21 protein-coding genes are annotated in these 22283 nt (G+C 67.4%); 12 read left to right on the forward strand and 9 right to left on the reverse strand.

What is annotated here, in order from left to right:
• Positions 1-6: 6 nt before the first annotated feature.
• Positions 7-315, reverse strand: a complete 309-nt coding sequence (locus tag G8O29_RS01885; protein WP_166401525.1) for a hypothetical protein — start codon at positions 313-315, stop codon at positions 7-9.
• A 145-nt stretch (positions 316-460) separates the two neighbouring features.
• Here G8O29_RS01885 and G8O29_RS01890 point away from each other — a divergent pair, with 145 nt between their 5' ends.
• Both G8O29_RS01890 and G8O29_RS01895 read left to right on the forward strand, forming a co-directional pair.
• A complete protein-coding gene (locus G8O29_RS01890; protein WP_166401526.1) occupies positions 461-976 on the forward strand; it encodes a BrnA antitoxin family protein in 516 nt (171 codons plus the stop codon).
• 167 nt (positions 977-1143) lie between these two features.
• Entirely contained in the window at positions 1144-2124 is a 981-nt protein-coding gene (locus G8O29_RS01895; protein ID WP_166401527.1) for a hypothetical protein, read from the forward strand.
• A gap of 26 nt (positions 2125-2150) precedes the next feature.
• Here the strand turns inward: G8O29_RS01895 and lepA are convergent, their stop codons facing one another.
• Complete coding sequence (gene lepA, locus G8O29_RS01900; protein ID WP_166401528.1) at positions 2151-3950, reverse strand: translation elongation factor 4; 1800 nt, start codon at positions 3948-3950, stop codon at positions 2151-2153.
• A gap of 300 nt (positions 3951-4250) precedes the next feature.
• On the opposite strand from lepA, the gene G8O29_RS01905 reads away from it, so the two are divergent.
• Positions 4251-4559: a hypothetical protein gene (locus G8O29_RS01905; protein WP_166401529.1), complete on the forward strand. Its 309-nt coding sequence runs from the start codon at positions 4251-4253 to the stop codon at positions 4557-4559.
• A gap of 219 nt (positions 4560-4778) precedes the next feature.
• Here the strand turns inward: G8O29_RS01905 and rpmB are convergent, their stop codons facing one another.
• Both rpmB and meaB read right to left on the reverse strand, forming a co-directional pair.
• Entirely contained in the window at positions 4779-5066 is a 288-nt protein-coding gene (gene rpmB, locus G8O29_RS01910) for a 50S ribosomal protein L28 (protein WP_166401530.1), read from the reverse strand.
• 212 nt (positions 5067-5278) lie between these two features.
• The gene (gene meaB, locus G8O29_RS01915) at positions 5279-6256 is read right to left on the reverse strand and encodes a methylmalonyl Co-A mutase-associated GTPase MeaB (RefSeq protein ID WP_166401531.1); all 978 of its coding nucleotides are present in this window, start codon (positions 6254-6256) and stop codon (positions 5279-5281) included.
• Positions 6257-6352: 96 nt separating this feature from the next.
• On the opposite strand from meaB, the gene hrpB reads away from it, so the two are divergent.
• Both hrpB and G8O29_RS01925 read left to right on the forward strand, forming a co-directional pair.
• On the forward strand, positions 6353-8878 hold the full coding sequence (hrpB, locus tag G8O29_RS01920; RefSeq protein ID WP_166401532.1) for an ATP-dependent helicase HrpB: 2526 nt from the start codon (positions 6353-6355) through the stop codon (positions 8876-8878).
• A 266-nt stretch (positions 8879-9144) separates the two neighbouring features.
• The gene (locus tag G8O29_RS01925) at positions 9145-10356 is read left to right on the forward strand and encodes an MFS transporter (RefSeq protein WP_166401533.1); all 1212 of its coding nucleotides are present in this window, start codon (positions 9145-9147) and stop codon (positions 10354-10356) included.
• A gap of 23 nt (positions 10357-10379) precedes the next feature.
• On the opposite strand, the gene G8O29_RS01930 is transcribed toward G8O29_RS01925, so the two are convergent.
• The 3 genes from G8O29_RS01930 to G8O29_RS01940 form a co-directional block, all read right to left on the reverse strand.
• A complete protein-coding gene (locus G8O29_RS01930; RefSeq protein WP_166401534.1) occupies positions 10380-10874 on the reverse strand; it encodes a DUF1993 domain-containing protein in 495 nt (164 codons plus the stop codon).
• 139 nt (positions 10875-11013) lie between these two features.
• Positions 11014-11940 carry an ornithine carbamoyltransferase gene (gene argF, locus G8O29_RS01935; protein ID WP_166401535.1) on the reverse strand — a complete coding sequence of 309 codons (927 nt, stop codon included), beginning with the start codon at positions 11938-11940 and terminating at the stop codon, positions 11014-11016.
• A 78-nt stretch (positions 11941-12018) separates the two neighbouring features.
• Positions 12019-13209: an aspartate aminotransferase family protein gene (locus G8O29_RS01940; RefSeq protein ID WP_166401536.1), complete on the reverse strand. Its 1191-nt coding sequence runs from the start codon at positions 13207-13209 to the stop codon at positions 12019-12021.
• A 344-nt stretch (positions 13210-13553) separates the two neighbouring features.
• Here G8O29_RS01940 and G8O29_RS01945 point away from each other — a divergent pair, with 344 nt between their 5' ends.
• Positions 13554-14489 carry a Hint domain-containing protein gene (locus G8O29_RS01945; protein WP_166401537.1) on the forward strand — a complete coding sequence of 312 codons (936 nt, stop codon included), beginning with the start codon at positions 13554-13556 and terminating at the stop codon, positions 14487-14489.
• On the opposite strand, the gene G8O29_RS01950 is transcribed toward G8O29_RS01945, so the two are convergent.
• Positions 14486-15625, reverse strand: a complete 1140-nt coding sequence (locus tag G8O29_RS01950; protein ID WP_166401538.1) for a serine hydrolase domain-containing protein — start codon at positions 15623-15625, stop codon at positions 14486-14488. The two genes, G8O29_RS01945 and G8O29_RS01950, sit on opposite strands and share 4 nt — an antisense overlap.
• Positions 15626-15849: 224 nt before the next feature.
• On the opposite strand from G8O29_RS01950, the gene G8O29_RS01955 reads away from it, so the two are divergent.
• From G8O29_RS01955 to G8O29_RS01970, 4 genes are all read left to right on the forward strand, one after another.
• Positions 15850-16452: a GcrA family cell cycle regulator gene (locus tag G8O29_RS01955; protein ID WP_166401539.1), complete on the forward strand. Its 603-nt coding sequence runs from the start codon at positions 15850-15852 to the stop codon at positions 16450-16452.
• Positions 16453-16539: 87 nt separating this feature from the next.
• Positions 16540-17142, forward strand: a complete 603-nt coding sequence (locus tag G8O29_RS01960; RefSeq protein ID WP_242678840.1) for a DUF1285 domain-containing protein — start codon at positions 16540-16542, stop codon at positions 17140-17142.
• A 6-nt stretch (positions 17143-17148) separates the two neighbouring features.
• Complete coding sequence (locus G8O29_RS01965) at positions 17149-17928, forward strand: hydroxypyruvate isomerase family protein (protein WP_166401541.1); 780 nt, start codon at positions 17149-17151, stop codon at positions 17926-17928.
• An 83-nt stretch (positions 17929-18011) separates the two neighbouring features.
• Complete coding sequence (locus G8O29_RS01970) at positions 18012-18197, forward strand: zinc-finger domain-containing protein (protein ID WP_128513504.1); 186 nt, start codon at positions 18012-18014, stop codon at positions 18195-18197.
• Here G8O29_RS01970 and G8O29_RS01975 read toward each other — a convergent pair.
• Positions 18194-18646, reverse strand: a complete 453-nt coding sequence (locus G8O29_RS01975; protein ID WP_166401542.1) for a hypothetical protein — start codon at positions 18644-18646, stop codon at positions 18194-18196. The two genes, G8O29_RS01970 and G8O29_RS01975, sit on opposite strands and share 4 nt — an antisense overlap.
• 29 nt (positions 18647-18675) lie before the next feature.
• Between G8O29_RS01975 and polA the strand changes: the two genes are divergently transcribed.
• Together polA and G8O29_RS01985 are read left to right on the forward strand one after the other, a co-directional pair.
• Positions 18676-21513, forward strand: a complete 2838-nt coding sequence (gene polA / locus G8O29_RS01980) for a DNA polymerase I (protein ID WP_166401543.1) — start codon at positions 18676-18678, stop codon at positions 21511-21513.
• A 26-nt stretch (positions 21514-21539) separates the two neighbouring features.
• Positions 21540-22049, forward strand: a complete 510-nt coding sequence (locus tag G8O29_RS01985) for an HIRAN domain-containing protein (protein WP_166401544.1) — start codon at positions 21540-21542, stop codon at positions 22047-22049.
• Positions 22050-22283: the final 234 nt, after the last annotated feature.

The following is a 22283-nucleotide window of genomic DNA, read 5'->3' on the forward strand; positions in this document are numbered from 1 at the left end:
GTCGAGTCAAGGCTGCCTGGGGCAGTCGAGGCTTCCCCGCATCTCACCGCTGTCGCCCTGGAGTGTGCTGTCGCGCAACTTGCAGCCGGTCACCCGGGGGATCAGTTCGATCATCGTGGCGCGGATCTGCTGATGCTCGCCACGCCGGGCATAGCCGAGGCGGATGACCTCTACCCGCTCCCCCTTCTGGAAGACCGTGTAGTCCCGTCCGCCAACGTTAACGTCGGTCCGGGTCGCGCCCATGAATTCGGGGGCCGGGGAGGCCCCGCAGGCGGTGAGAAAAGCGATTGGGATCAGCGGGATGAGGTGTTTCATGGCTGCAAGGATGGCAAAGGTTGGTTAACGGGGGGTTAAGCGTCTGGCATCCGTCTGGCAGGCGTCTGGCATTGGTCGGGCGGACGATGGCTTCCTTGGGCGTTAACTTTTGCGGATCAAAGTGGCCGCGAAAGGAGCGACCCCGATGCCCGACCTGAAGAAGCAGACGCCCCGGCAGCGGGCGCAGATGACCTACATGATGGACGTGATGCGGCGCCTGGAATGGGACCTGCACAACACCATCGAAGCCACGGGCCGCATCCCGGAGGAGTGGCACGAGATCGCGCAACGGACACCCCGAACGGCGCGCGAGAAGGTGACGCTGCGGCTGGAGCGGGATGTGCTGAAGTTCTTCCGCTCGATGGGGCCGGACTACGGGCCGCGGATCAACGACGTGCTGCGCAGCTACATGCACGCGCGGCTGGCGGGGGTGATCCGGGGGGCCGAGACGCTGGCGCATTACCGGCGGCGGGAAGCGGAGGGGCTGGACGGGCCGAAACCGCAGTTCGGGGATGTGGCGAAGGTGACGGGCGAAGAGTGGGAGGACGAGGGGCCGGAGGCGGCTCAGGCCCTGCGGGCACGGATGCAGGAGGTGCGGCAGCAGCGGTTTGCAGCGGGGGAGATGACGGATTGGGGGGAGGCGGTGCCTTGGGTGCGGTGAGGGGGGGGTGCGAGGAGTTGCGCGCGCGAGCACACACCCTACGCTTGCTTAGACCGGGGTGTCAGAAGATCGTGGGTGATCCGTATCAACGAGGTTCCCGCTTGCTTGGAACTTTCAACCAATGCAAACTACTGCTCGGGTGTATCAGGTGCGTAAACGAGGAGAAGATGGAAGGCCTAGTAATTTCCTTATTTGTTCTTTTTGCCGCGCTGTGGTTTATATTTGAATTCATTCCAAAATACATATTTCCACTGCTAGTCTCGGCAATTCCGTTTATTCTAATTTTTGCCGCCGCGGCCGCGATATTCTTCTATTTTAGAAATGAGGCCAAGAAGAGGGATGAAGCCGAACAAGATCGGATTCGTCGCGTGGATGCAGCTGCACTTGAAAGAAAACGGAAGGAGGATGAGCAGAAACGAATTTCTCAACAAATTGAGAGCCGTATAAATTCCGCCAATGAACTTGTCCGTAGATGTGTGGAGCATGCAAGAAGTGCTGAAGACCACCTAGCCCAGAGTCTCGTGGATTTCGAAGAGCGAGCGCTTTACCCTTTTTGGGATCAAATCGCTGCGTGTGCCAATGAAATTGCTGGTATCAAGAAATGCCTTGATCTAATCAGGACCCACTCTGAGAACTACCAAGAACTTCGATTGAGGTTTAATCAGCCGGCTCCGAACTTTCCTGTTTCCATCGAAACGGTTCGTGCGATTTGCGAAACCGCGGGAACAGTCACGCGGCTTAAATCAATAACGAGAGCAGCGCACAAGGACAAGGACTTTGCTGGGATATTTGCGGTTCACAAGACAAATCAAATTCTAGTTGCTGGATTTTCCTCATTGGCGAGTGCTCTGGATGATGTATCCAGCCAGATTAGAAATCAGACAGATTGCTTGGTGTCCTCGTTAGACGCGATTCGGTCTGAGGTTCGCGATGCAGGCCAGCTTGTTGCCAGCAGAATTGACGGTGCAAGCGCCGAAGTGGCAGGCTTATGGGCGACCAGTCAGAATATCAATAAGTCCATCGAGGCGAATAGCGAATGGCTTTCAGTCATCAATAGCCAGAACCGCCTTTATGATGAACAAATGGTGAAGATGCTGGACAACATACAAAGAAACAAAAAGCCACTACCCGAATGGATTTCGAATTAGACTTTGCGGTGTTGCGCTAATCTCCCTCACCCATCCATCTTCAACGCCGCAATGAACGCTTCCTGCGGGATCTCGACCTTCCCGAACTGGCGCATCTTCTTCTTGCCCGCCTTCTGCTTCTCCAAGAGCTTCTTCTTCCGCGTCGCGTCGCCGCCGTAGCACTTCGCCGTTACGTCCTTGCGCATGGCGGACAGGGTCTCACGCGCGATCACCCTGCCTCCTATCGCCGCCTGGATCGGGATCTTGAACATGTGGCGGGGGATCAGGTCCTTCAGCTTCTCGACCATCGCCCGACCGCGCGCCTCGGCGCGGTCGCGGTGGACCATCATCGACAGGGCATCCACCGGTTCCTCGTTCACCAGAATGGACATCTTAACCAGATTGTCCTCGCGGTATTCGCTGATCTGGTAGTCGAAGCTGGCATAGCCCTTGGTCACCGATTTCAGGCGGTCGTAGAAGTCGAACACGACCTCGGCCAGCGGCAGGTCATATTCGACCATCGCGCGGTTGCCGGCGTAGGTGAGGTTCAGCTGGATGCCGCGGCGGTCCTGGCAGAGCTTCAGGATGTCGCCGAGGTAGTCGTCCGGCACCATGATCGTGGCCTTGATCCGCGGCTCCTCGATGTGATCGACATAGGTCAGGTCGGGCATGTCGGCCGGGTTGTGCAGGTCGCGGACCTCGCCGTCCTTCATGTGGAGCTTGAACACCACCGACGGCGCAGTGGTGATGAGGTCGAGGTCGTATTCGCGTTCCAGCCGGTCGCGGACGACCTCGAGGTGGAGGAGGCCGAGGAAGCCCATGCGGAAGCCGAAGCCGAGCGCGGCCGAGGTCTCCATCTCGTAGGTGAAGGAGGCGTCGTTCAGCGCGAGTTTCTCGATGGCGTCGCGCAGCGCCTCGAAGTCGTTGGCGTCCACCGGGAAGAGCCCGCAGAAGACGACGGGGACCGAGGGTTTGAAGCCCGGCAGCGGCTGGTCGCAGGGTTTCTTCTCATGCGTGATCGTGTCGCCGACGCGGGTGTCGCGGACTTGCTTGATCGAGGCGGTGAAGACGCCGATCTCGCCGGGGCCAAGTTCGGGGATGTCCTGCATCTGGGGTTTCAGGACGGCGAGCTTGTCGATGCCGTAGACGGCGCCGGTCTGCATCATCTTGATGCGGTCGCCCTTCCTGACCACGCCGTCGATGATGCGGATCATGACCACGACGCCAAGGTAGGCGTCGTACCAGCTGTCCACCAGCATGGCCTTGAGCGGCGCGTTCGGGTCACCCTTGGGCGGGGGCAGGCGGTGGACGATGGCCTCCAGCACGTCGGGGATGCCGAGGCCGGTCTTGGCGCTGATCGGGATCGCGTCGGAGGCGTCGAGGCCGATCACGTCCTCGATGTTCTGCTTCACCCGTTCGGGGTCGGCCGCCGGAAGGTCGATCTTGTTCAGCACGGGGACGATCTCGTGGCCCGCATCCAGCGCCTGATAGACGTTGGCCAGCGTCTGCGCCTCGACGCCCTGGCTGGCATCCACCACCAGAAGCGAACCTTCGACGGCGCGCATCGACCGGGAGACCTCGTAGGCAAAGTCGACATGGCCGGGGGTGTCGATCAGGTTCAGGACATAGGCCTGGCCGTCCCTGGCGACATAGTCGATCCGGACGGTGTTGGCCTTGATGGTGATGCCGCGTTCGCGTTCGATGTCCATCGAGTCCAGCAGCTGGGCCTGCATGTCGCGTTCGGCGACCGTGCCCGTCGACTGGATCAGCCGGTCGGCCAGGGTGGATTTGCCGTGGTCGATATGCGCCACGATGGAGAAATTGCGGATGCGGTCGAGCGAGATCATGGCGCGCGTATAGCCTGTGCCGCAAGGCCGCGAAAGGGGGGCCTGCGGCGCGAATTGGGCGTCCGGGCGCAGCGGCGGCGGGCCTGTCGCCCTGATGCGCGGGAGGGGCGATGGACCTACCGCATCTTGTGGGCATGGGCGCGACGGGACGCGAGAAGTTGCGGAAATCTGCGCAGGCGACGCAAGTGACTGAAAGAGCTTGAAAATTTCCCTTCGACTTGGCAATATCGAACAGAGAAGATGACCGGCGGCGGTCCGGGCTGCGGCTCGGCCCCGGCCTGGCAGACGAGGCAGAGGCATATGAAACCCATCGCAATCGCGGCCGCATGCGCGGCCCTTCTTCCGGTAATGACCACCCTTGCCCTGGCCGGCCCGATCGAGCGGGCCTGCATGGCCTCGGACCGCGGCGCCAACCGGTCGCTCTGCGGCTGCATCCAGCAGGCGGCGGACATGACGCTTTCGGGCAGCGACCAGCGTCGGGCGGCGAAGTTCTTCAAGGATCCCGAGGCCGCGCATGCGACCTGGGTGTCGCAGTCGAAAGCGGACGACGCCTTCTGGGAGCGCTACAAGAGCTTCGGCCAGACCGCCGAAGCCTATTGCTCTGGCTGAAGCTCGCGCAGGGTGGGCTGTTGGTTCGGCCCGCGCTGTACCTGACGACGGCACCTGATTGACGTCAGGCGGCGATTTCTTCGAAGAAATCGCCTCGGAGCCTGTGAAGGTTCTGGTCCGGACTTTTTGAAAAGTCCGGTTTGCGCCGAACGGGGCAGGATGCGAAAAGGCCCCGCCTTCAGGACGAAGGCGGGGCCTTTTCCGGAAAGCCGGCCAGGATCAGGCGCTGGCCTGGGCCTTGACGATGTCCTTCTTGATCTTCAGCGCAGCGGGCGACAGTTCCTCGTCCCTGGCCTTGGCCAGATAGGCATCGAGACCGCCGCGATGATCGACCGAGCGCAGCGCGGCCGCCGTGACGCGGAACTTGAACGACTGCCCCAGCACGTCCGAGATCAGCGTGACCTCGTTCAGGTTCGGCAGGAACCGGCGGCGGGACTTGTTGTTGGCGTGGGAGACGGTGTTGCCCGTCATCGGCCCCTTGCCGGTGAGTTCGCAGACGCGCGACATTGCGGTGTTCCTTCGATTCGTCAAAAGCGGGGAAAGGCGGGGCATCCCCTGCCTTCGAAAGCGATTGCGGGCGTTTAAGGGGATTTCGCGCCAGCGTCAAGCGGGAAGGCAGCCGGAACCGGGGCCTGCCGGGCGATGCCCGGCGCCGGGTCGCGCAGCACAGGGCAGCGGACTCCGGCCGAAGTCTCCGGACAAAGGGCAAGGAGGCGGGATCAGCGGGCTTGGCCGAGGTGATGCAGCATCTCGGCGGCGGCGGCCTCTGGTGTCAGCCTGCCTTGTGCCACGCGGTCCCCGAGGCTTGCCATCAGCCCCTTCTGCGGCTCGCGCGCCAGTGCGGCCAGAAGGCCCTGGCGCACCTCTTCCTCGAACCAGTGGCGGGCCTGGGCGGCACGGGCGCGGTCCCAGTGGCCCTGCGCCTTGCGCCAGGCGACGAGGGCCTGCATCTCGGCCCAGGCCTCGCCGAGCCCTGCCGCGCCCAGCGCCGAGACCGGCAGGGCCTTGGGGAAGCCCGGCGGGTCCTGCGGCCGGCGGCGCAGGAGTTGCAGGGCCCCGGCGTAATCGGCCACGGTGCGCAGGGCCGCGGGCTTGAGGTCGCCGTCGGCCTTGTTGACCAGGATCAGGTCCGCCATCTCCATGATGCCGCGTTTCACGCCCTGCAATTCGTCGCCGCCTGCCGGGGCCAGAAGCAGGAGGAAGAGGTCGGACAGTTCGGCGACCACGGTTTCCGACTGACCGACGCCCACCGTCTCGATCAGCACGACGTCGAAGCCGGCCGCTTCGCAGAGCGCCACCGCCTCGCGCGTCCGGCGGGCGACGCCGCCAAGCTGGCTCTGGCTGGGCGAGGGGCGGATGAAGGCTGCGGGGTCGCGCGAGAGGCGTTCCATCCGGGTCTTGTCGCCAAGGATCGAGCCGCCGGAGCGGGCCGAGGAGGGATCGACGGCCAGGACGGCGACTTTCAGGCCCTGCCCGGTCAGCATCAGGCCGAAGGCTTCGATGAAGGTGGATTTGCCCACCCCCGGCGTGCCCGACAGGCCGATGCGCAGCGCCTGCGGCGCATCGCGCAGCGCCTCCAGAAGCGCCAGCGCTTCGGCCCGGTGATCGGGGCGTGCGCTTTCGACAAGGGTTATGGCGCGGGCCAGGGCCCGGCGGTCTCCGGCACGGATGAGGGCGGCGCGTTCGGTCGTGTCCATGCCGGAGTTGTGCCGGATCGAGGCAGCCTTGGCGAGAGGCCGGGGCGAAAATTCCTGGGGCTTCCGCTTGCGATGGCCCCGCGCGATAAGCGGGGCATGACCACTCTGCCAGTTTCCCATGTCCTGCCCGAGCTTGCCCAGGCGCTGGCCTTGCGCGGGATGGCGGTGTTGCAGGCGCCACCCGGTGCGGGCAAGACGACGCTGGTGCCGCTGGACCTGCTGGCGCGGGGGGTGGTGGCGGGCCGCATCGTGATGCTGGAGCCGCGCAGGCTGGCGGCGCGGGCGGCGGCCGAGCGGATGGCCGAGACCCTGGGCGAGCCTGTGGGGCGGACGGTGGGCTACCGGATCCGCGGCGAGGCGCGGGTCTCGGCGGCCACGCGGATCGAGGTGGTGACCGAGGGCATCCTGACCCGGATGATCCAGTCGGACCCGGAGCTTGCGGGCGTCGGTCTGGTGATCTTCGACGAGTTCCACGAGCGGTCCCTGAACGCCGATCTGGGGCTGGCGCTGTGTCTGGAAGTGCGCGGCGCGCTGCGCGAGGACCTGAAGCTTCTGGTCATGTCGGCCACGCTGGACGCAGGCCCCGTGGCGGCGCTGATGGGGGATGCGCCCATGGTCACCTCGGCGGGCCGGGCCTATCCGGTGGAGACGCGGTGGTTGCCGCGCCCGCCCGACCCGAGCCTGCGGCTGGAGGCGGTGGTGGCGGGCGCGGTCAAGGCGGCGCTGACCGAGACCGAGGGCGGGATGCTGGTCTTTCTGCCTGGGGAAGGCGAGATCCGGCGCGTCGAGGCGCTGCTGGCCGGTCTGCCGGGTGTGACGGTGCGGCCGCTTTACGGCGCGATGGACTTTGCCGCGCAGCGGGCGGCGCTGGCCCCGGTCGAGGGGCGCAAGGTGGTGCTTGCGACCTCGATCGCCGAGACCTCGCTGACCCTGCCGGACATCCGCGTGGTGGTGGATTCGGGCCGCGCGCGAAGGGCGCGGTTCGATCCGAACTCGGGCATGTCGCGGCTGGTGACCGAACGGGTGACGAAGGCCGAAGCCGAGCAGCGGAGGGGCCGGGCGGGGCGGGTGGCGGAAGGGGTCTGCTACCGGCTGTGGACCAGGGGAGAGGAGGGCGGTCTGGCCCCCTACCCTCCGGCCGAGATCGAGGTGGCGGATCTGGCGGGCCTTGCGCTGGAGCTGGCGCTGTGGGGGGGTGCGGACCTGCCCTTCCTGACCCCGCCGCCGGCGGGGCCCCTGGCCGAGGCGCGCAGCCTTCTCATGGACCTTGGGGCGCTGGACGAGAAGGGCCTCATCACCGCGCATGGCCGGGTGCTGGCCGGGCTGCCGCTGCATCCGCGGCTGGGGCACATGCTGGCGGTGGCGGGGCCGGAGGCGGCGGAGCTGGCCGCGCTTCTGGCCGAGCGCGACCCGCTGCGCGGGGCGGGGCCGGATCTGGCCTTGCGGATGGCGGCGATCCGGCGCCCGGGGCCGGAGGCCGACCGGGGGGTGGTCGAGCGCATCCGGGCCGAGGCAAAGCGGCTGGCGGCGGCGGCGAAGGCTCTGGCAGGAAGCCCCCCACCCCCATCCCCTCCCCACGGGGGGGAGGGGAGGCGCGATGCGGAGACGTCGGGCAAGGGTGCCCCCCTCCCCCCTGGTGGGGGAGGGATGGGGAGGGGGGGCCATGCCCGGGGCCATTCACTGGCCGAGATGGCGGCGCTGGCCTATCCCGACCGGATCGGCCTGCGCCGCAAGGGTGAGGCGCCGCGCTGGGTGCTGTCGGGCGGCAAGGGGGCGGCGATGGCGCCGGGGTTGCCCCTGTCGGGCGCGCGGCTGATCGTGGCGACCGACCTTGACGGCGACGCCCGCGAGGCGACCGTGCGGCAGGCGGTGGCGATGTCCGAGGCGGAACTGCGGGGGATTTACGCCGACCGCATCGCCTGGGTCGAGGTCTGCGAATGGTCACGGCGCGAGGGGCGGGTCGTCTCGCGCCGGCAGGAGCGGCTGGGGGCGCTGGTGCTGGAGGACCGGCACTGGGATGCGCCGCCCGAGGCCGTGGCCCGCGCCGCGCTGGACGGTGTGCGGGCGCTGGGTCTGCCCTGGTCTCCGGCGGCGCGGCGGCTGCGCGCGCGGGCGCGGCTTGCCCGCGGCGCGGGCTGGCCGGGGGTGGAGGATGCCGAGCTTCTGGCCACGGCCGAGGACTGGCTGCTGCCGCATCTGGCGGGGGTCAGGACCGAGGCCGATCTCCGCGCGGTGGATCTGGTGCCGGCCTTGCAGGGCCTGCTGGGCTGGGAAAGGCTGACCGAGTTGGACCGCCTGGTACCCGGACATTTCGAGACCCCGCTGGGGCGGCGCATCCCCATCGACTACGAAGGCCAGGTGCCCGCGATCGAGGTGCGTCTGCAAGAGATGTTCGGGGTCACCGCGCATCCCGTGGTCGGAGCCGCCCGGCAGCCCTTGCGCATCACGCTTCTGTCCCCGGCGCACCGCCCGGTGCAGGTGACGACCGACCTGCCGCGCTTCTGGGCGAGCTCCTACGCGGATGTCCGCAAGGACATGCGCGGCGCCTATCCCCGGCATCCCTGGCCCGAGGACCCGACCCAGGCCGAGCCCACCTTGCGGGCAAAGCCGCGCGGAACCTGAGGCCGCGCTTCTGTCCGGCGTCGGACTGGAGGGTTTCGCACCCTCCAGACCTCCCGCGGAGTATTTCGGACGAGGGCAAGCACAGGCCGGTGCGAGTTTGCGCGACCGGAATGTCTGAGGGCTGTCTCACGGCATGGGTCCGGTCACCGGGGCGCCGGCCGGGCGGGGCGAAAACCTTGCAACCCTGCAATACGGATTGATCGCAGCGGCCTTTCCGTCCCGGCAAGCCTGCCCTATGACAGGCGCTAACAGTCAAGAGGCGGATCATGCGGGTGGATGTGCAGGCCCGGCGCGCGCGGTGGGCGGTGGCGGCGATGTTCCTGGCCAATGGCATCGTCATGGGGGCCTGGGCGCCGCAGATCCCTTTGCTGATGCCGCGCCATGCGGTGACGGAATCGGTCCTGGGACTGCTGATCCTGGTTCTGGGGCTGGGGGCGGTGACGGCCATGCTGTTCGCCGGGCGGCTGATCGGGCGGTTCGGCGGACGACGGGTGCTGTCCTGGTTCTCGCTGGCGCTGATCCCCGTCCTGCCGATGGTGGTCTTTTCGCCGAACCTCTGGGCGCTGGCCCTGTTCATGGCGATCTTCGGCGCGATGGTGGGCTGCATGGACGTGGCGATGAATGCGCAGGCGGTCGCGATCGAGCGGCGGCTGGCGAAGGCGATCATGTCCGCCTCGCACGGGTTCTGGAGCCTGGGCGGCTTCATCGGCGGGTCGGCAGGGGCCTGGGTCATCGCGCAGTGGGGATCAGAAGTGCAGTCGCTGGCCACCGCTGCGGTCGTTGCCGGGATCGTGCTGGCCGCGATGCCCTTTCTCTTGCCCGATGCGCCACGGCCGGGAGCGGGGCCGGCGGCGACAGCGGCGGTCCCTGCCCCGAGGACGAAGCTGTTCCCGAAGGATGCCCACGTCTGGCTTCTGGGCTTTCTGGCGCTGGCCGCGATGGTGCCCGAAGGCGCGGTGCTGGACTGGGCGGCGATCTACATGCAGAAGGAGCTGGGGGCGGAAATCTTCGTCTCGGGCCTGGGCTTTGCCTTCTTCGCCGGCGCGATGGCCCTGATGCGGTTCCTTGGGGACCGGGTGCGCAACCGCCTGGGCGCGGTGCGGACGCTGCGGATCTCGGGCTGGCTGGGCGCGGCGGGGATGATGGGCGGGGCGGTGGCAAGCGCGGAGTGGATGGTGATCCTGAGCTTCTTCGTCGCGGGCCTGGGGATCGCCAACATGGTGCCGATCCTGTTCTCGGCCGCCGGCAACCACCCGCGCCTGCCTGCGGCCAGTGCGATCTCGATCGTGACGATGGTCGGCTACTGCGGCATCCTCGTCGCGCCGTCGAGCATCGGCTTCCTGGCCGAGCATCTGGGCTTTCGCCCGACCTATGCCGGGCTGTCGCTCGTGCTGGTCCTGGTGGCGCTGCTGGCCACCCGGACGGCGGACGCGGACGGGGCGCGGGCGCTGTCACGGGCTGCGCCTCGGGCGGCCTGAGGTCCGGCCCGCGCGTCCCCTGGTCAGGGCGCGCCCATGTAGTCGCGCTTGCCCAGTTCGACCCCGTTGTGGCGCAGGATGTCGTAGGCGGTGGTCAGGTGGAAGAAGAACTGCGGCAGACTGTAGAAGGAAAGGAATTCCTCGCCCGGCAGCACCATGTCGCGGCCTCCGGCCTTGAAGCGGATCTCGCGCGTCTCGGCATGGGCGAAGTCCTCGGGCTGGAAGCTGCCCATGTAGCCCCGCGTGGCGCGGATGCGGTCCTTCAGTTCGGCGAAGGTCGCCTCGGTGTCGGGAAAACCCTTCGGCTCGACCCCCGCCAGCCGGGCGGTGCCGCGGGCGGCGAAGTCGCAGGCCAGCTGCACCTGCCGCGTGAAGGAGAACATGTCGGGGAAAAGCCGGGCCGCAAGGATCACCTCGGGCTTGATGTTCCGGGCGGTGCAATGCGCCTCGGCCTTGTCGAGGATGGCGCCGAGGGCGGACAGGAAACGGTCGAAGACGGCGACGGAACGGCGGTGCATGGGCAAGCTCCTTTCCCGCGCAGGGTCTGGCGCTGCGGGCGTGAAGTCAAGCCGGAGGGCCGGCCCGGGCGCCGGAATTCGCGACGAATTCCGGACCGATTTCCATTCGGAAATCGGCGCCGCGCCCCGGGGTCCGGTGTCAGACCTCGAGGCACCAGCGCATGATCGCCTTCTGGGCGTGCAGGCGGTTCTCGGCCTCGTCGAAGATCACCGAGTGGGGGCCGTCCATCACCGCGCTTGTCGCCTCGTCGTTGCGATGCGCGGGCAGGCAATGCATGAACAGGCTGTCCGGCTTGGCGCGGCTCATCAGCTGTTCGTTCACCTGATAGGGGCGCAGCTGGTTGTGGCGGCGTTCCTTGGCGCTTTCGGGGTCGTGCATCGAGACCCAGGTGTCGGTGACAACCAGATCGGCGCCTTCCACGGCGGTGAAGGGATCGCGCTGGATGGTGACCTTCGAGCCCTTGTCGCGGGCGAACTGGACGAATTTGTCTTCGGGGTCGAGCGTTTCCGGCCCGGTGAAGGTGAAGTCGAAGCCGAACTGGCCGGCGGCATGCAGGAAGGAGGCGCAGACGTTGTTGCCGTCGCCGCACCAGACGACCTTTTTCCCTGCGATGGGGCCGCGATGTTCCTCATACGTCATCACGTCGGCCATGATCTGGCAGGGATGGGTGCGGTTCGTGAGGCCGTTGATGACCGGGACCGTGGCATGTTCGGCCATCTCCAGCAGCGTCGCCTCCTCGAAGGTGCGGATCATGATGAGATCGACATAGCGGGACAGGACGCGCGCGGTGTCGGCGATGGTCTCGCCATGGCCGAGCTGCATCTCCTTGCCCGAGAGCACCATGGTCTCGCCCCCCATCTGGCGCACGCCCACGTCGAAGCTGACGCGGGTGCGGGTCGAGGGTTTCTCGAAGATCAGCGCGACCATGCGGCCCTTGAGCGGCTGGTCATCGTCTGGCGCGCCTTTCGGGCGGCCGCCCCGCGCGGATTTCATTTTCTGCGCGCTGTCGATCATGGCCCGCAGATGCGCGGGGTCGGTCTTGTGGATGTCGAGGAAGTGGTTCATGTCGTTTCGCTTCTTGGGACCCGAGGCCGGGGGTTTCACACCCCCGGACCCCCGTGGGATATTTGGGGACAGATGAAATCAGGCGGCGTGTTCGAGGGTGGTCGCGGCCTGGTCGAGGCGGACCAGCGCCTCGGCGATGTCGGTGTCGGGGATGTTGAGCGCCGGCAGAAGGCGCAGGACGTTGTCGGCGGCGGCCACGGTCAGGATGCCGGCCGCGTAGCCGGCCTTCACCACATCGGCGGGCGCGGGGCGGCATTTCAGGCCAAGCATCAGGCCTTCGCCGCGGACGGCCTCGAAGACCTGCGGGTGGCGGGCGACGAGGGATTCGAGGCCCTGGCGCAGGAGCGCGCCCTTGCGGGCGACCTCGGCCAGGAAGGCGGGGTCGGAGATGAGTTCGACGACCTTCGCGCCGACCGCGCAGCCCAGAGGGTTGCCGCCGTAGGTGGAGCCGTGGGTGCCCGCGGTCATTCCGCTGGCGGCGCGTTCGGTGGCCAGCACCGCGCCCAGCGGGAAGCCGCCGCCGATGCCCTTGGCGACCATCATGATGTCCGGCGTGACCCCGGCCCATTCATGCGCGAAGAGGCGCCCGGTGCGGCCCATGCCGCATTGCACCTCGTCGAAGATCAGCAGCGTGCCGGTGGCGTCGCAGAGGTCGCGCAGGCCCTTGAGGCACTGGTCCGGCACCGGGCGGATGCCGCCTTCGCCCTGGATCGGCTCGATGATCACAGCGCAGGTCCGGTCGGTGATGGCAGCGCGGATGGCGGCATGATCGGCGTCGGAGGTCGGCCATTTCAGGTGGACAAAGCCCGGCATGAGCGGGCCGAAGCCCTTGACCATCTTCTCCGACCCCGCCGCCGCGATGGCGCCGGTGGAGCGGCCGTGGAAGGCGCCCTCGAAGGCGATGATCTCGATGCGTTCGGGCTGGCCTGCGTCATGGTGGAACTTGCGCGCCATCTTGATGGCAAGCTCGGCGGTTTCCGTGCCGGAGTTGGTGAAGAAGACCGTGTCGGCGAAGGTCCGGTCGGTCAGCAGCTGCGCCAGCCGTTCCTGTTCGGGGATCGTGTAGACGTTCGAGACATGCCAGAGCCTTTGCGCCTGTTCCGTGATTGTGGCGACCAGCGCGGGATGGGCATGGCCCAGCGCGTTCACCGCGATGCCGGAGCCGAGGTCGAGGTATCGCCGCCCGTCCTCGGCGACAAGCCAGCTGCCCTCGCCCCGCACGAAGGCGAGGGGGGCGCGATTGTAGGTCGGCAGGACGGACGGGATCATGGAACGGGGTCCTTGGATGGTGAAAGCCAATGGGTGCCCGAGGGCTGGCCTTGAGTCAACTTGGGGAAGGAATGGCGCGGGGGGCGCCGGTGACGGCGGGACGGACGTCAGACGCGGCGGCGTCGGCGCAAGGCGGGGAAATGGCGGGATCCGGCGGTCATGCCGGCGGCATAGCGGGAATGGCCGCGCCGGTAAAGCGGTTTTCTGCGCGTGTCCCGCCGCCCCGTCGCGGGGTCCGTTTTTCGCTGGAAATGACCTGTAAACGCTGGCAAGGCACAGTGAGATCGTGCCGGGGACATCGCCCCGGCAGAAGGCAGGCAACAGGCCGAGGGTCCGGGACAGGCATGAATGCGACGTGCATCACCGTCGGCGTCTTTGCGCTGGACCAGATCCTGTTGCCGGGCGGCGGGGCTGCCAAGGGCTGGCCGCAACGGCTTGCCGAGGGCGGTGCGGCGCTGGCCGACGGGGCGGAGCCCGTTGCCCTGTCGCTGGCGCTGGGCCCGGACGGCCCTGTCCTGGCCCGTCCGGCCCGGCTGGGCCGGACCCTTTGGCCGGAGGGCGCAAATGTGCAGGTCGAGGACATCGCCGGGCGGCAGGGGCTTTTCCTGGTCCGCTGCGGCGGCAAGCCCGCGGCGCTGGCCATGGCGGCACCCTGGACGGCGGGCGACGGCCTGCCCGAGGGCGCGCACGCCCCCCCGGAGGCACCCGCGGCCTTTGCCGCCGGCACGCTGATCGACACGCCGGACGGACCGCGCCCGGCGGGGTCGCTGACGGCGGGCGATGTGGTGACGACGCTGTCCAACGGGTCGCGCCCCTTGCGCTGGGTCGGGCGGCGGCGGGTCTCGGCGATCGAGATGCTGGCGCGCCCCGGCCTGCGACCGGTGGTCCTTGCGCCGGGCCTTCTGGGCAATGCGCGCGAGCTGGTCGTCTCGGCCCGGCAGCGGCTTCTGATCGACGACTGGCGCGCCGAGGTCTATTTCGGCGAGGACCGGGTGCTGGTCTCGGCCGGGGCGCTGGTCGATGACCAGGGGGTGCGGCCCATGCTCGCGGAGGCGGGGGTGGAGTATGTGGTCCTGCTGTGCGACCGGCACGAGGTTCTGCTGGCGGAAGGCGCGTTGAGCGAAAGCTTCCACCCGGGCGACGAGGGGCTGGAGGGGCTGGACGCGGAGGCCCGCGCCACGCTGGCGCAGGTGGTCTCGGAGGCGGATCTTGCGCGACGGCGCGCGGCCTATCCCATCCTGCGCGGCTCGGAGGCGCGGGCCTTGCGGTTGCAGGGCTAGGGGCCGGCGCAGATTTCGGTCAGCATGGCGATGACCGGCGGATACCAGTCCGGGTCATAGCCGTGGGCGTCCTGGAGGACCGAGAGATAACAGGCCACCCGCCCCGTTGCCGGGTTCGCCACCAGATACTGCCCGCCATAGCCGCCATGACCGACCCAGGTGCCGTCGGTGTTGGTCTGGTTCGAATAGCGCAGGTGGCCGCGCGGGGCGGGCATCGGCACGCCACCGGCAAGCGTGCGGTCCAGGAAGGCGGCCGAGCCGAAGGCGGTGCCGTCCACCCCGCGCCCGTTGCGGGCAAAAAGCGCGCCATAGCGGCAGAGGTCGCGCGCCGTGAGGCAGATGCCGCCCGAGAAGATCGGCGTTCCGGCGCGGTCGGTGCCCATGTGCAGCACGCCCTCGATCCCCGCCGCGTCGGCCAGATCGGCAAGCCAGGCGCGCAGGGGCCGCCCGCCCCGCGCCTCGGCGGCCAGCATCAGGACATCGGTATTGGCGCTTTTGTACAGGCTGGCCCCGGTCCGGTTCACGCTGTCCCCGGCCCCGGGGGCCAGGCCGATCCCGGCCAGAAGCTCGGCCATCAGCGGCTCGGGCCCCTGCGGCAGGCGCATGCCCATGGCCGTTTCGAACTGGAACACGGTGGTGAAGGGGTCGGTGTAATCCTCGTTGAAGGCGTTGTGCACATCCATGTTCAGCGCCTGCTGCACCGTGGCATCGCGGTAGCCCGGGCCCAGCCAGGGCAGGATCGCGCCCAGGGGTTCGTCCAGCGCGATCCGCCCCGCTTCCCACAGGTGGCCCAGGATCAGGTTCGCCGCCATCTTCGAGATCGACATGATGGCATGCGGACGGTCGGGGCCGAAATCCGGGGCATAGGCCTCGTAGAGAAGCCGGTTGCCCTCGGTCACCGCCAGGGCCGAGAACCAGGGGCTTGCCGTCAGGCGGCGCACATCTTCGCGCGCGGGGATCCCGAGGTCGGCGGTCAGGCGCAGGTCAAGGACCGAGGCGGCGCGGAACCCGAGGCTGTAGCGGGCGATCCGGTGCAGGGTGTGAAAGCCCTGCCGGCGGTGCGGGGCCGCATTCCAGCGCGGGTGGTGGTCGGGGCCGACGCTGAGATCGGGGTTGGGATGGGTCTGCGGCTGCATCGGGCGCCTCCTTGCATATCCGAGCCTACGCGCTGCCCCCTGGGCGGGTCAGGTCAGGAGGACCGGCATCGACGTCGCCGCGATCCGCAGTTATGCTGGCGGGCCAAGGTGACGGCTGGATGACACTTTCACGGCCAGCCCGAGGGGACCGTTTCGGCCCGCCCTTGCGGCCCCTGCCCCGGGGCGGATAGAATGGGGCGGCAATCAGACAGGCGGAGAACAGGATGTCCTGGACGGACGAGCGGGTCGAGACGCTGAAGCGCATGTGGAACGAAGGCCAGTCGGCCAGCCAGATCGCCAAGGAACTGGGTGGCGTGACGCGCAATGCGGTCATCGGCAAGGTGCACCGGCTGGGCCTGTCGAACCGGGTCGGCGGCAAGGACGAGGAAGAGGCCGCCCCGGCGCCGGCCCCGGCCGCCGCGCAGGCGGCCCGGCCCGAGCCGGCCCCGCGCCCCGATCCCGCCCCGCGCACCGAAGCGCCACGCCCGGCGGCTGCGGCAGCGCCGCAGGCCGCTCCGGTCTCGAACGTGACGCCCCTGCCGGTGCGCAAGGCGATCATCCCCGCCGGCCAGCCCCTGCCGCCGCAGCCCAGCCAGAACGAGATCAGCCCCGAGGCGCTGGCCTCGGTGCGCGAGGTGGAAAAGCGCGCGCGCAAGCTTTCGCTGATGGAACTGACCGAGCGCACCTGCAAATGGCCGATCGGCGACCCCGCGACCGAGGATTTCTGGTTCTGCGGCCTGCCCTCGCTGCCCGGCAAACCCTATTGCGAAGCGCATGTCGGCGTGGCCTTCCAGCCGATGAGCGCGCGGCGCGACCGCCGCCGCTGATGCCGAGCCTGGCGCGCGGGTCGGGGAAGAACCCGACCCCGCCGCCGCCGGTTGCACCGCATGCCCCAGCCGCCAGAGCGCCCGCCGATGCCGACACCCGACGCCGATGCCCTTGCCGCCGCTGCCAAGGCCGCCAGCCGCAAGGGCCCGCCGCCGGTGCATCTGTGGAACCCGCCCTTCTGCGGCGACATCGACATGCGCATCGCCCGCGACGGCACCTGGTACTACCTGGGCACGCCCATCGGCCGGGCGCCGCTGGTGAAACTCTTCTCCTCGATCCTGAAGCGCGAGGGCGACCGCTATTACCTGGTCACGCCGGTCGAGAAGGTCGGGATCACCGTCGATGACGCCCCCCTGCTGGCCGATGACTTCGAGGTCGAGGGCCAGGGCCGCGACCAGGTGCTGACCTTCACCACGAAGACCGAGGACGTGGCGGTGCTGGGCCCCGACCACCCTCTGCGCGTCGAGCGCGACCCGCAGACGGGCGAGCCTGCGCCCTATGTCCTGATCCGGGCCGATCTCTGGGCGCTGATCGACCGGAAATCCTTCTATCGGCTGGTCGATCTGTGTTGCCATCACGACCATGACGGTGAAATGTGGTTCGGCCTTTGGTCCTCGGGGCAGTTCTTCCCGGTCATCCCTTCGTCAGACTTGCCCAGCCCGGAAATGCCCAGCCCGGAAATGCCCTGAACCGAAATGCCCCGTTTCGCCGCCAACCTGACCTATCTGTTCACCGAGGTCCCGATGCTCGACCGCCCCGACTGGGCGGCGCGCTGCGGGTTCGACGGGGTCGAGGTGCTGTTTCCCTATGACCAGCCGATGGCAGACTGGGAACGCGCGCTGAACGGCCTGCCGGTGGCGCTGATCAATACGCCGCCGGGCGACTGGGCGGCGGGCGACCGGGGCTTTGCTGCCGTGCCGGGGATGGAGCTGCGCTTTCGCGACAGCTTTCTGCGCGCGGCGGAATATGCCACCCGGCTGCGCGCGGCGCGGCTGCATGTGATGGCGGGCGTGGCCAAGGGGCCGCAGGCGGAACAGTGCTATGTCGAGAACCTAGCCTGGGCGCTGGACCAGGCGCCGGAGCTCTGCCTGACGCTGGAGCCGCTGAACCCCGACGACATGCCGGGCTATTTCCTGAACGATTACGATCAGGCGGCGCGGATCATCGACGATCTGGCCAGCCCCAGGATCGGCCTGCAATTCGACCTCTGGCATGCCGCGCGGCTGCATGGCGATGCGGGGCTGGTCTGGGAGGACCAGCGCCACCGGATCAGCCATATCCAGATCGCGGGCTTTCCCGGCCGGAACGAGCCGGGAGGCGGCGGCTTCTCGCTGCCCGATCTGTGCGATGCGGTGGATGCGGATGGCGGCGCGCGGTGGATCTCGGCCGAATACCGCCCGGCAAGGGGTACGGCGCAGGGTCTGGGCTGGCTGACCGCGCTGAAGTCGCGCAGGACCCTGTTGATCGGGGGATAGGCGGCGGCCGAACGCTCGCGCCCCCTTGTGCCGCCCTCCCCTCGCCCGCTAAAAGGCCGTCAAGCCAGCACAGGAAGCCCCCCATGCCGATCGAAGCGCCGGAAACCCAAGTTGTCACCACCTGGAAAGTGGCCTGCGACGGCGGTGAAGGCGCCCTTGGCCACCCCCGCGTCTGGCTGACCATTCCGCGCGACACGGGCTGGGTCGAATGCGGCTATTGCGACAAGCGGTATGTCATCGACCGCGAGCACGCCCACGACGACCACTAGCCGATCAGCATTTCCTCGGGCGAACAGGCCATGCGCTGCCTCTCTTCCGGGGCTACCTTGCGGAAATAACGCTCAAGGTTGTTTCCGGCCCAGAACCGGGCCACTTCGCCGGTCGAGAAGCTGCCCTTGCCGACTGCCGTGCCGCTTTCCGGCTCGAACCAGGTAAAGGCCGACTGGCCGCTGCGGCCGTCCGAACAGGTAAACTCGGCCAGGCCGACGCCAAAGAGGCCACGGCGCCAACTGCCCTCGCACAGCACACCGTCGCGGCTTTGCGCAAAGAAGGGCCCGGCGTCGAGGCCGAACGATGCCCCCCGCATCATCTCACCCGTCGCCTCGATGCAGACGACCAGCGGGGAACAGTTCATCGTCGCCGGATCGCAGAACTGCACCTCTTCGGCACCGACCGGAACGGCGCAAAGCGCCAAAGCTGGCATGACGAAGCGGAACATGGCACAACCCCCTGAAACGGGAGCCAAGCATGTCATCGACTTTCGGCAAGGGCAATCATCTGCATCTCATCGACGGCTCGGCCTATATCTTCCGCGCCTATCACGCCTTGCCGCCGCTGACCCGCAAGTCCGACGGCCTGCCGGTGGGTGCCGTCGCGGGCTTCTGCAACATCCTGTGGAACGAACTTTCCCGCGCCACCTCGAACGGCAAGGCCGCGACGCATCTTGCCGTGGTCTTCGACCACTCGGCCGAGACCTTCCGCAACGCGATCTACCCGGACTACAAGGCCAACCGCCCCGAGCTGCCCGAGGACCTGCGCCCGCAATTCCCCCTCACCCGCGAAGCCACCCGCGCCTTCAATGTCGCCTGTCTGGAAACGGAAGGGTTCGAGGCCGACGACATCATCGCCACCCTGGCGAAACAGGCGGTGGAGGCGGGCGGGTCCTGCACCATCATCTCCTCGGACAAGGACCTGATGCAGCTGATCCGCCCCGGGGTGGACATGTTCGACCCGATGAAATCCCGCGTCATCGGCCCCGAGGAGGTGATCGAGAAATTCGGCGTCCCCCCGGAAAAGGTGATCGACGTGCAGGCGCTTGCGGGCGACAGCGTGGACAACATCCCCGGCGCGCCCGGCATCGGGCTCAAGACCGCCGCGCTTCTCATCAACGAATACGGCGACCTCGACACGCTTCTCGCCCGCGCCTCCGAGATCAGGCAGCCCAAACGCCGCGAGGCGCTGGTCGAGAATGCCGAGAAGATCCGCATCAGCCGCGCGCTGGTCACGCTGAAGGACGACACGCCGCTGGACGTGACGCTGGACGATCTGGAAATCCGCCTGCCCGAACCGGACAAGCTGATGGAGTTCCTTGCGAAAATGGAATTCCGCACCCTGACGAAACGTGTCGCGGAGAAGCTCGGCATCGCCGCCCCCGCCCTGCCAGAGGTTTCGCAGCTCACCGTCGCCCGCGAGGAGAAGCCGCAGGCGCAGGCCGAACAGCCCCCCTTCGACCACGCCGCCTACGAATGCATCCGCAGCCGCGACGCCCTCGACCGCTGGATCGCCCGCATCCGCGATCTGGGCCATGTCGCCATCGACACCGAAACGACAAGCCTGAACGAGATGCAGGCCGATCTCGTCGGCATCTCGCTGTCGGTCGATACCGGGAAGGCGGCCTACATCCCCGTCGGCCACACCACCGGCGGCGGCGATCTGTTCGGGGCCAAGGCCCTTGCCCCCGACCAGCTGCCGCTGGACGAGGTTCTGGCCGCCCTGAAGCCCATCCTCGAGGATCCCGCCATCCTCAAGATCGGCCAGAACATGAAATACGACTGGAAGATCTTCGCCCGTCTGGGGCTGCGCATCGCCCCCATCGACGACACGATGCTCATGTCCTACGCGATGCACGCAGGGCTCCACAATCACGGCATGGACGAGCTTTCCGACCGATACCTCGGCCACCAGCCTATCCCGATCAAGTCCCTCCTCGGATCGGGCAAATCCCAGATCACCTTCGACAAGGTCGCCATCGACGACGCCGTGAAATACGCCGCCGAGGACGCCGATGTCACGCTTCGCCTCTGGCAACGGCTGAAACCCCAGCTGCACCGGGCGAAGGTCACCACCGTCTACGAAACGCTCGAACGCCCCCTCGTCCCCGTCCTCGCCGACATGGAGATGACCGGCATCAAGGTCGACCGCGACGTCCTGCGCGGCATGTCCAACGTCTTTGCGCAGAAGCTGGTCCAGCTCGAAGAGGAAATCCAGGACATCGCCGGGGAAAAGTTCAACGTGGGCAGCCCGAAGCAGCTGGGCGAGATCCTGTTCGACCGTCTGGGCATTCCCGGCGGCGAAAAGGGCAAGACCGGGGCCTATGGCACCGGCGCCGACATCCTGGAGGACATCGCCACGCTGGAGGACAGCCATCCGCAGGGCGCGCGCCTCGCCGCGCGCATCCTCGACTGGCGGCAGATCGCCAAGCTGAAATCCACCTACACCGACGCGCTGCAAGAGGCGATCAACCCCGAAACGGGCCGCGTCCACACCTCCTACTCCATCGCGGGTGCCAACACCGGGCGGCTTGCCTCGACCGACCCCAACCTCCAGAACATCCCCGTCCGCACCGAGGAAGGCCGCCGCATCCGCGAGGCCTTCGTCGCCCCCGAAGGCCGGGTGCTGGTCAGCCTCGACTATTCCCAGATCGAACTGCGCATCCTTGCCCATATCGCCGACATCCCCGAACTGCGCCGCGCCTTCGAGGAGGGCATCGACATCCACGCCCTGACAGCGTCCGAGATGTTCAACGTTCCCCTCGACCAGATGACCCCCGACATCCGCCGCAAGGCCAAGGCGATCAACTTCGGGGTGATCTACGGCATCTCCGGCTTCGGCCTTGCCCGGAACCTGCGCATCCCGCGGGCCGAGGCGCAGGGCTTCATCGACCGCTATTTCGAACGCTTCCCCGGCATCAAGGGCTATATGTCCGATACTGTAAAGTTGGCCCAGGAAAACGGCTATGTGCAGACGCTTTTCGGTCGGAAAATTCATACTCCCGAAATCAACGCGAAAGGCCCCGGCGCCGGTTTCGCCAAACGCGCCGCGATCAACGCCCCCATTCAGGGCACCGCCGCCGATGTTATCCGCCGGGCGATGATCCGCATGCCTGCTGCGATCAGGGACCTCGACGCGCAGATGCTGTTGCAGGTCCACGACGAACTTCTGTTCGAGGTGGCAGAGGACCAGGCCGACCGCCTGATCCCGATCGCAAGGGAGGTCATGGAAGGCTCCTCCCACCCCGCCGTGTCGCTGAAGGTCCACCTTGCCGTCGAGGCCGGAATTGGCCGCACCTGGGCCGAGGCGCATTGATGACCACGAAGAGGGGAGGTCCACTCATGTTGAAGTTGCTCAGAGCTCTTCTTGGGCGCAGCAAGAAGTCCCAACGTGACAATGAAGATCTGCCACAAGAAAGCCAATGGATAAGGTGGAAACCCAACGTCCAACCACCGGCTGCACCAAGCGGTTTCGTGAACCTTACTGGCGCAACTGACGTTGCAGTCGCCGGAACCAGTTACCGACTTGACGAATGCAAAGTGGCCATCAGTGCGCTGAAAGGTGGCCGGGTCAACGCCGATACGGTTAGCTTAATCCGCGAGACGGACAATCCCGAAGATGAGAATGCGGTTCGTGTCGTCGTCAACTTACGTCATCGCACATGCCACATCGGCTATCTCCCACGCGATATTGCAGACAGGATCGCGCACGAGTTCGCAAAGGAGATGCCTTTGGAAGCGGCCCTTCGGGAATGGGGCCAGAAGAAATCCGGCGATGCTGTATTCTTCAAGCTCAGCCTCTTTGTGCCGAGTGCCAAGAACCGCAGGAAGTTCATCCGCAAGGCGGAATGACTGATGACCGCCGATAGGCCTGCACTCGAATCCTTCGCCCTCCCCGACGTCGTCATCACCTCCCCTGGGGTCACGAATGCCTCAAGGCACTCGGCAGGATGTGGTGCTGGAGGTCGCCTTTCGTGGATGCTGCCGTCTTCAAGACCTCCCGCGAAGAACGCGAGATGGTGCTGGCCGCCGCCGCCGAGACATTCACCCTCCCCCGCAGTGCGGCCCCCACAATCTGATCCTCGT

Origin of the sequence: Rhodobacter calidifons (assembly GCF_011174775.1) — a bacterium.
GTDB classification, from domain to species: Bacteria; Pseudomonadota; Alphaproteobacteria; order Rhodobacterales; family Rhodobacteraceae; genus Tabrizicola; species Tabrizicola calidifons.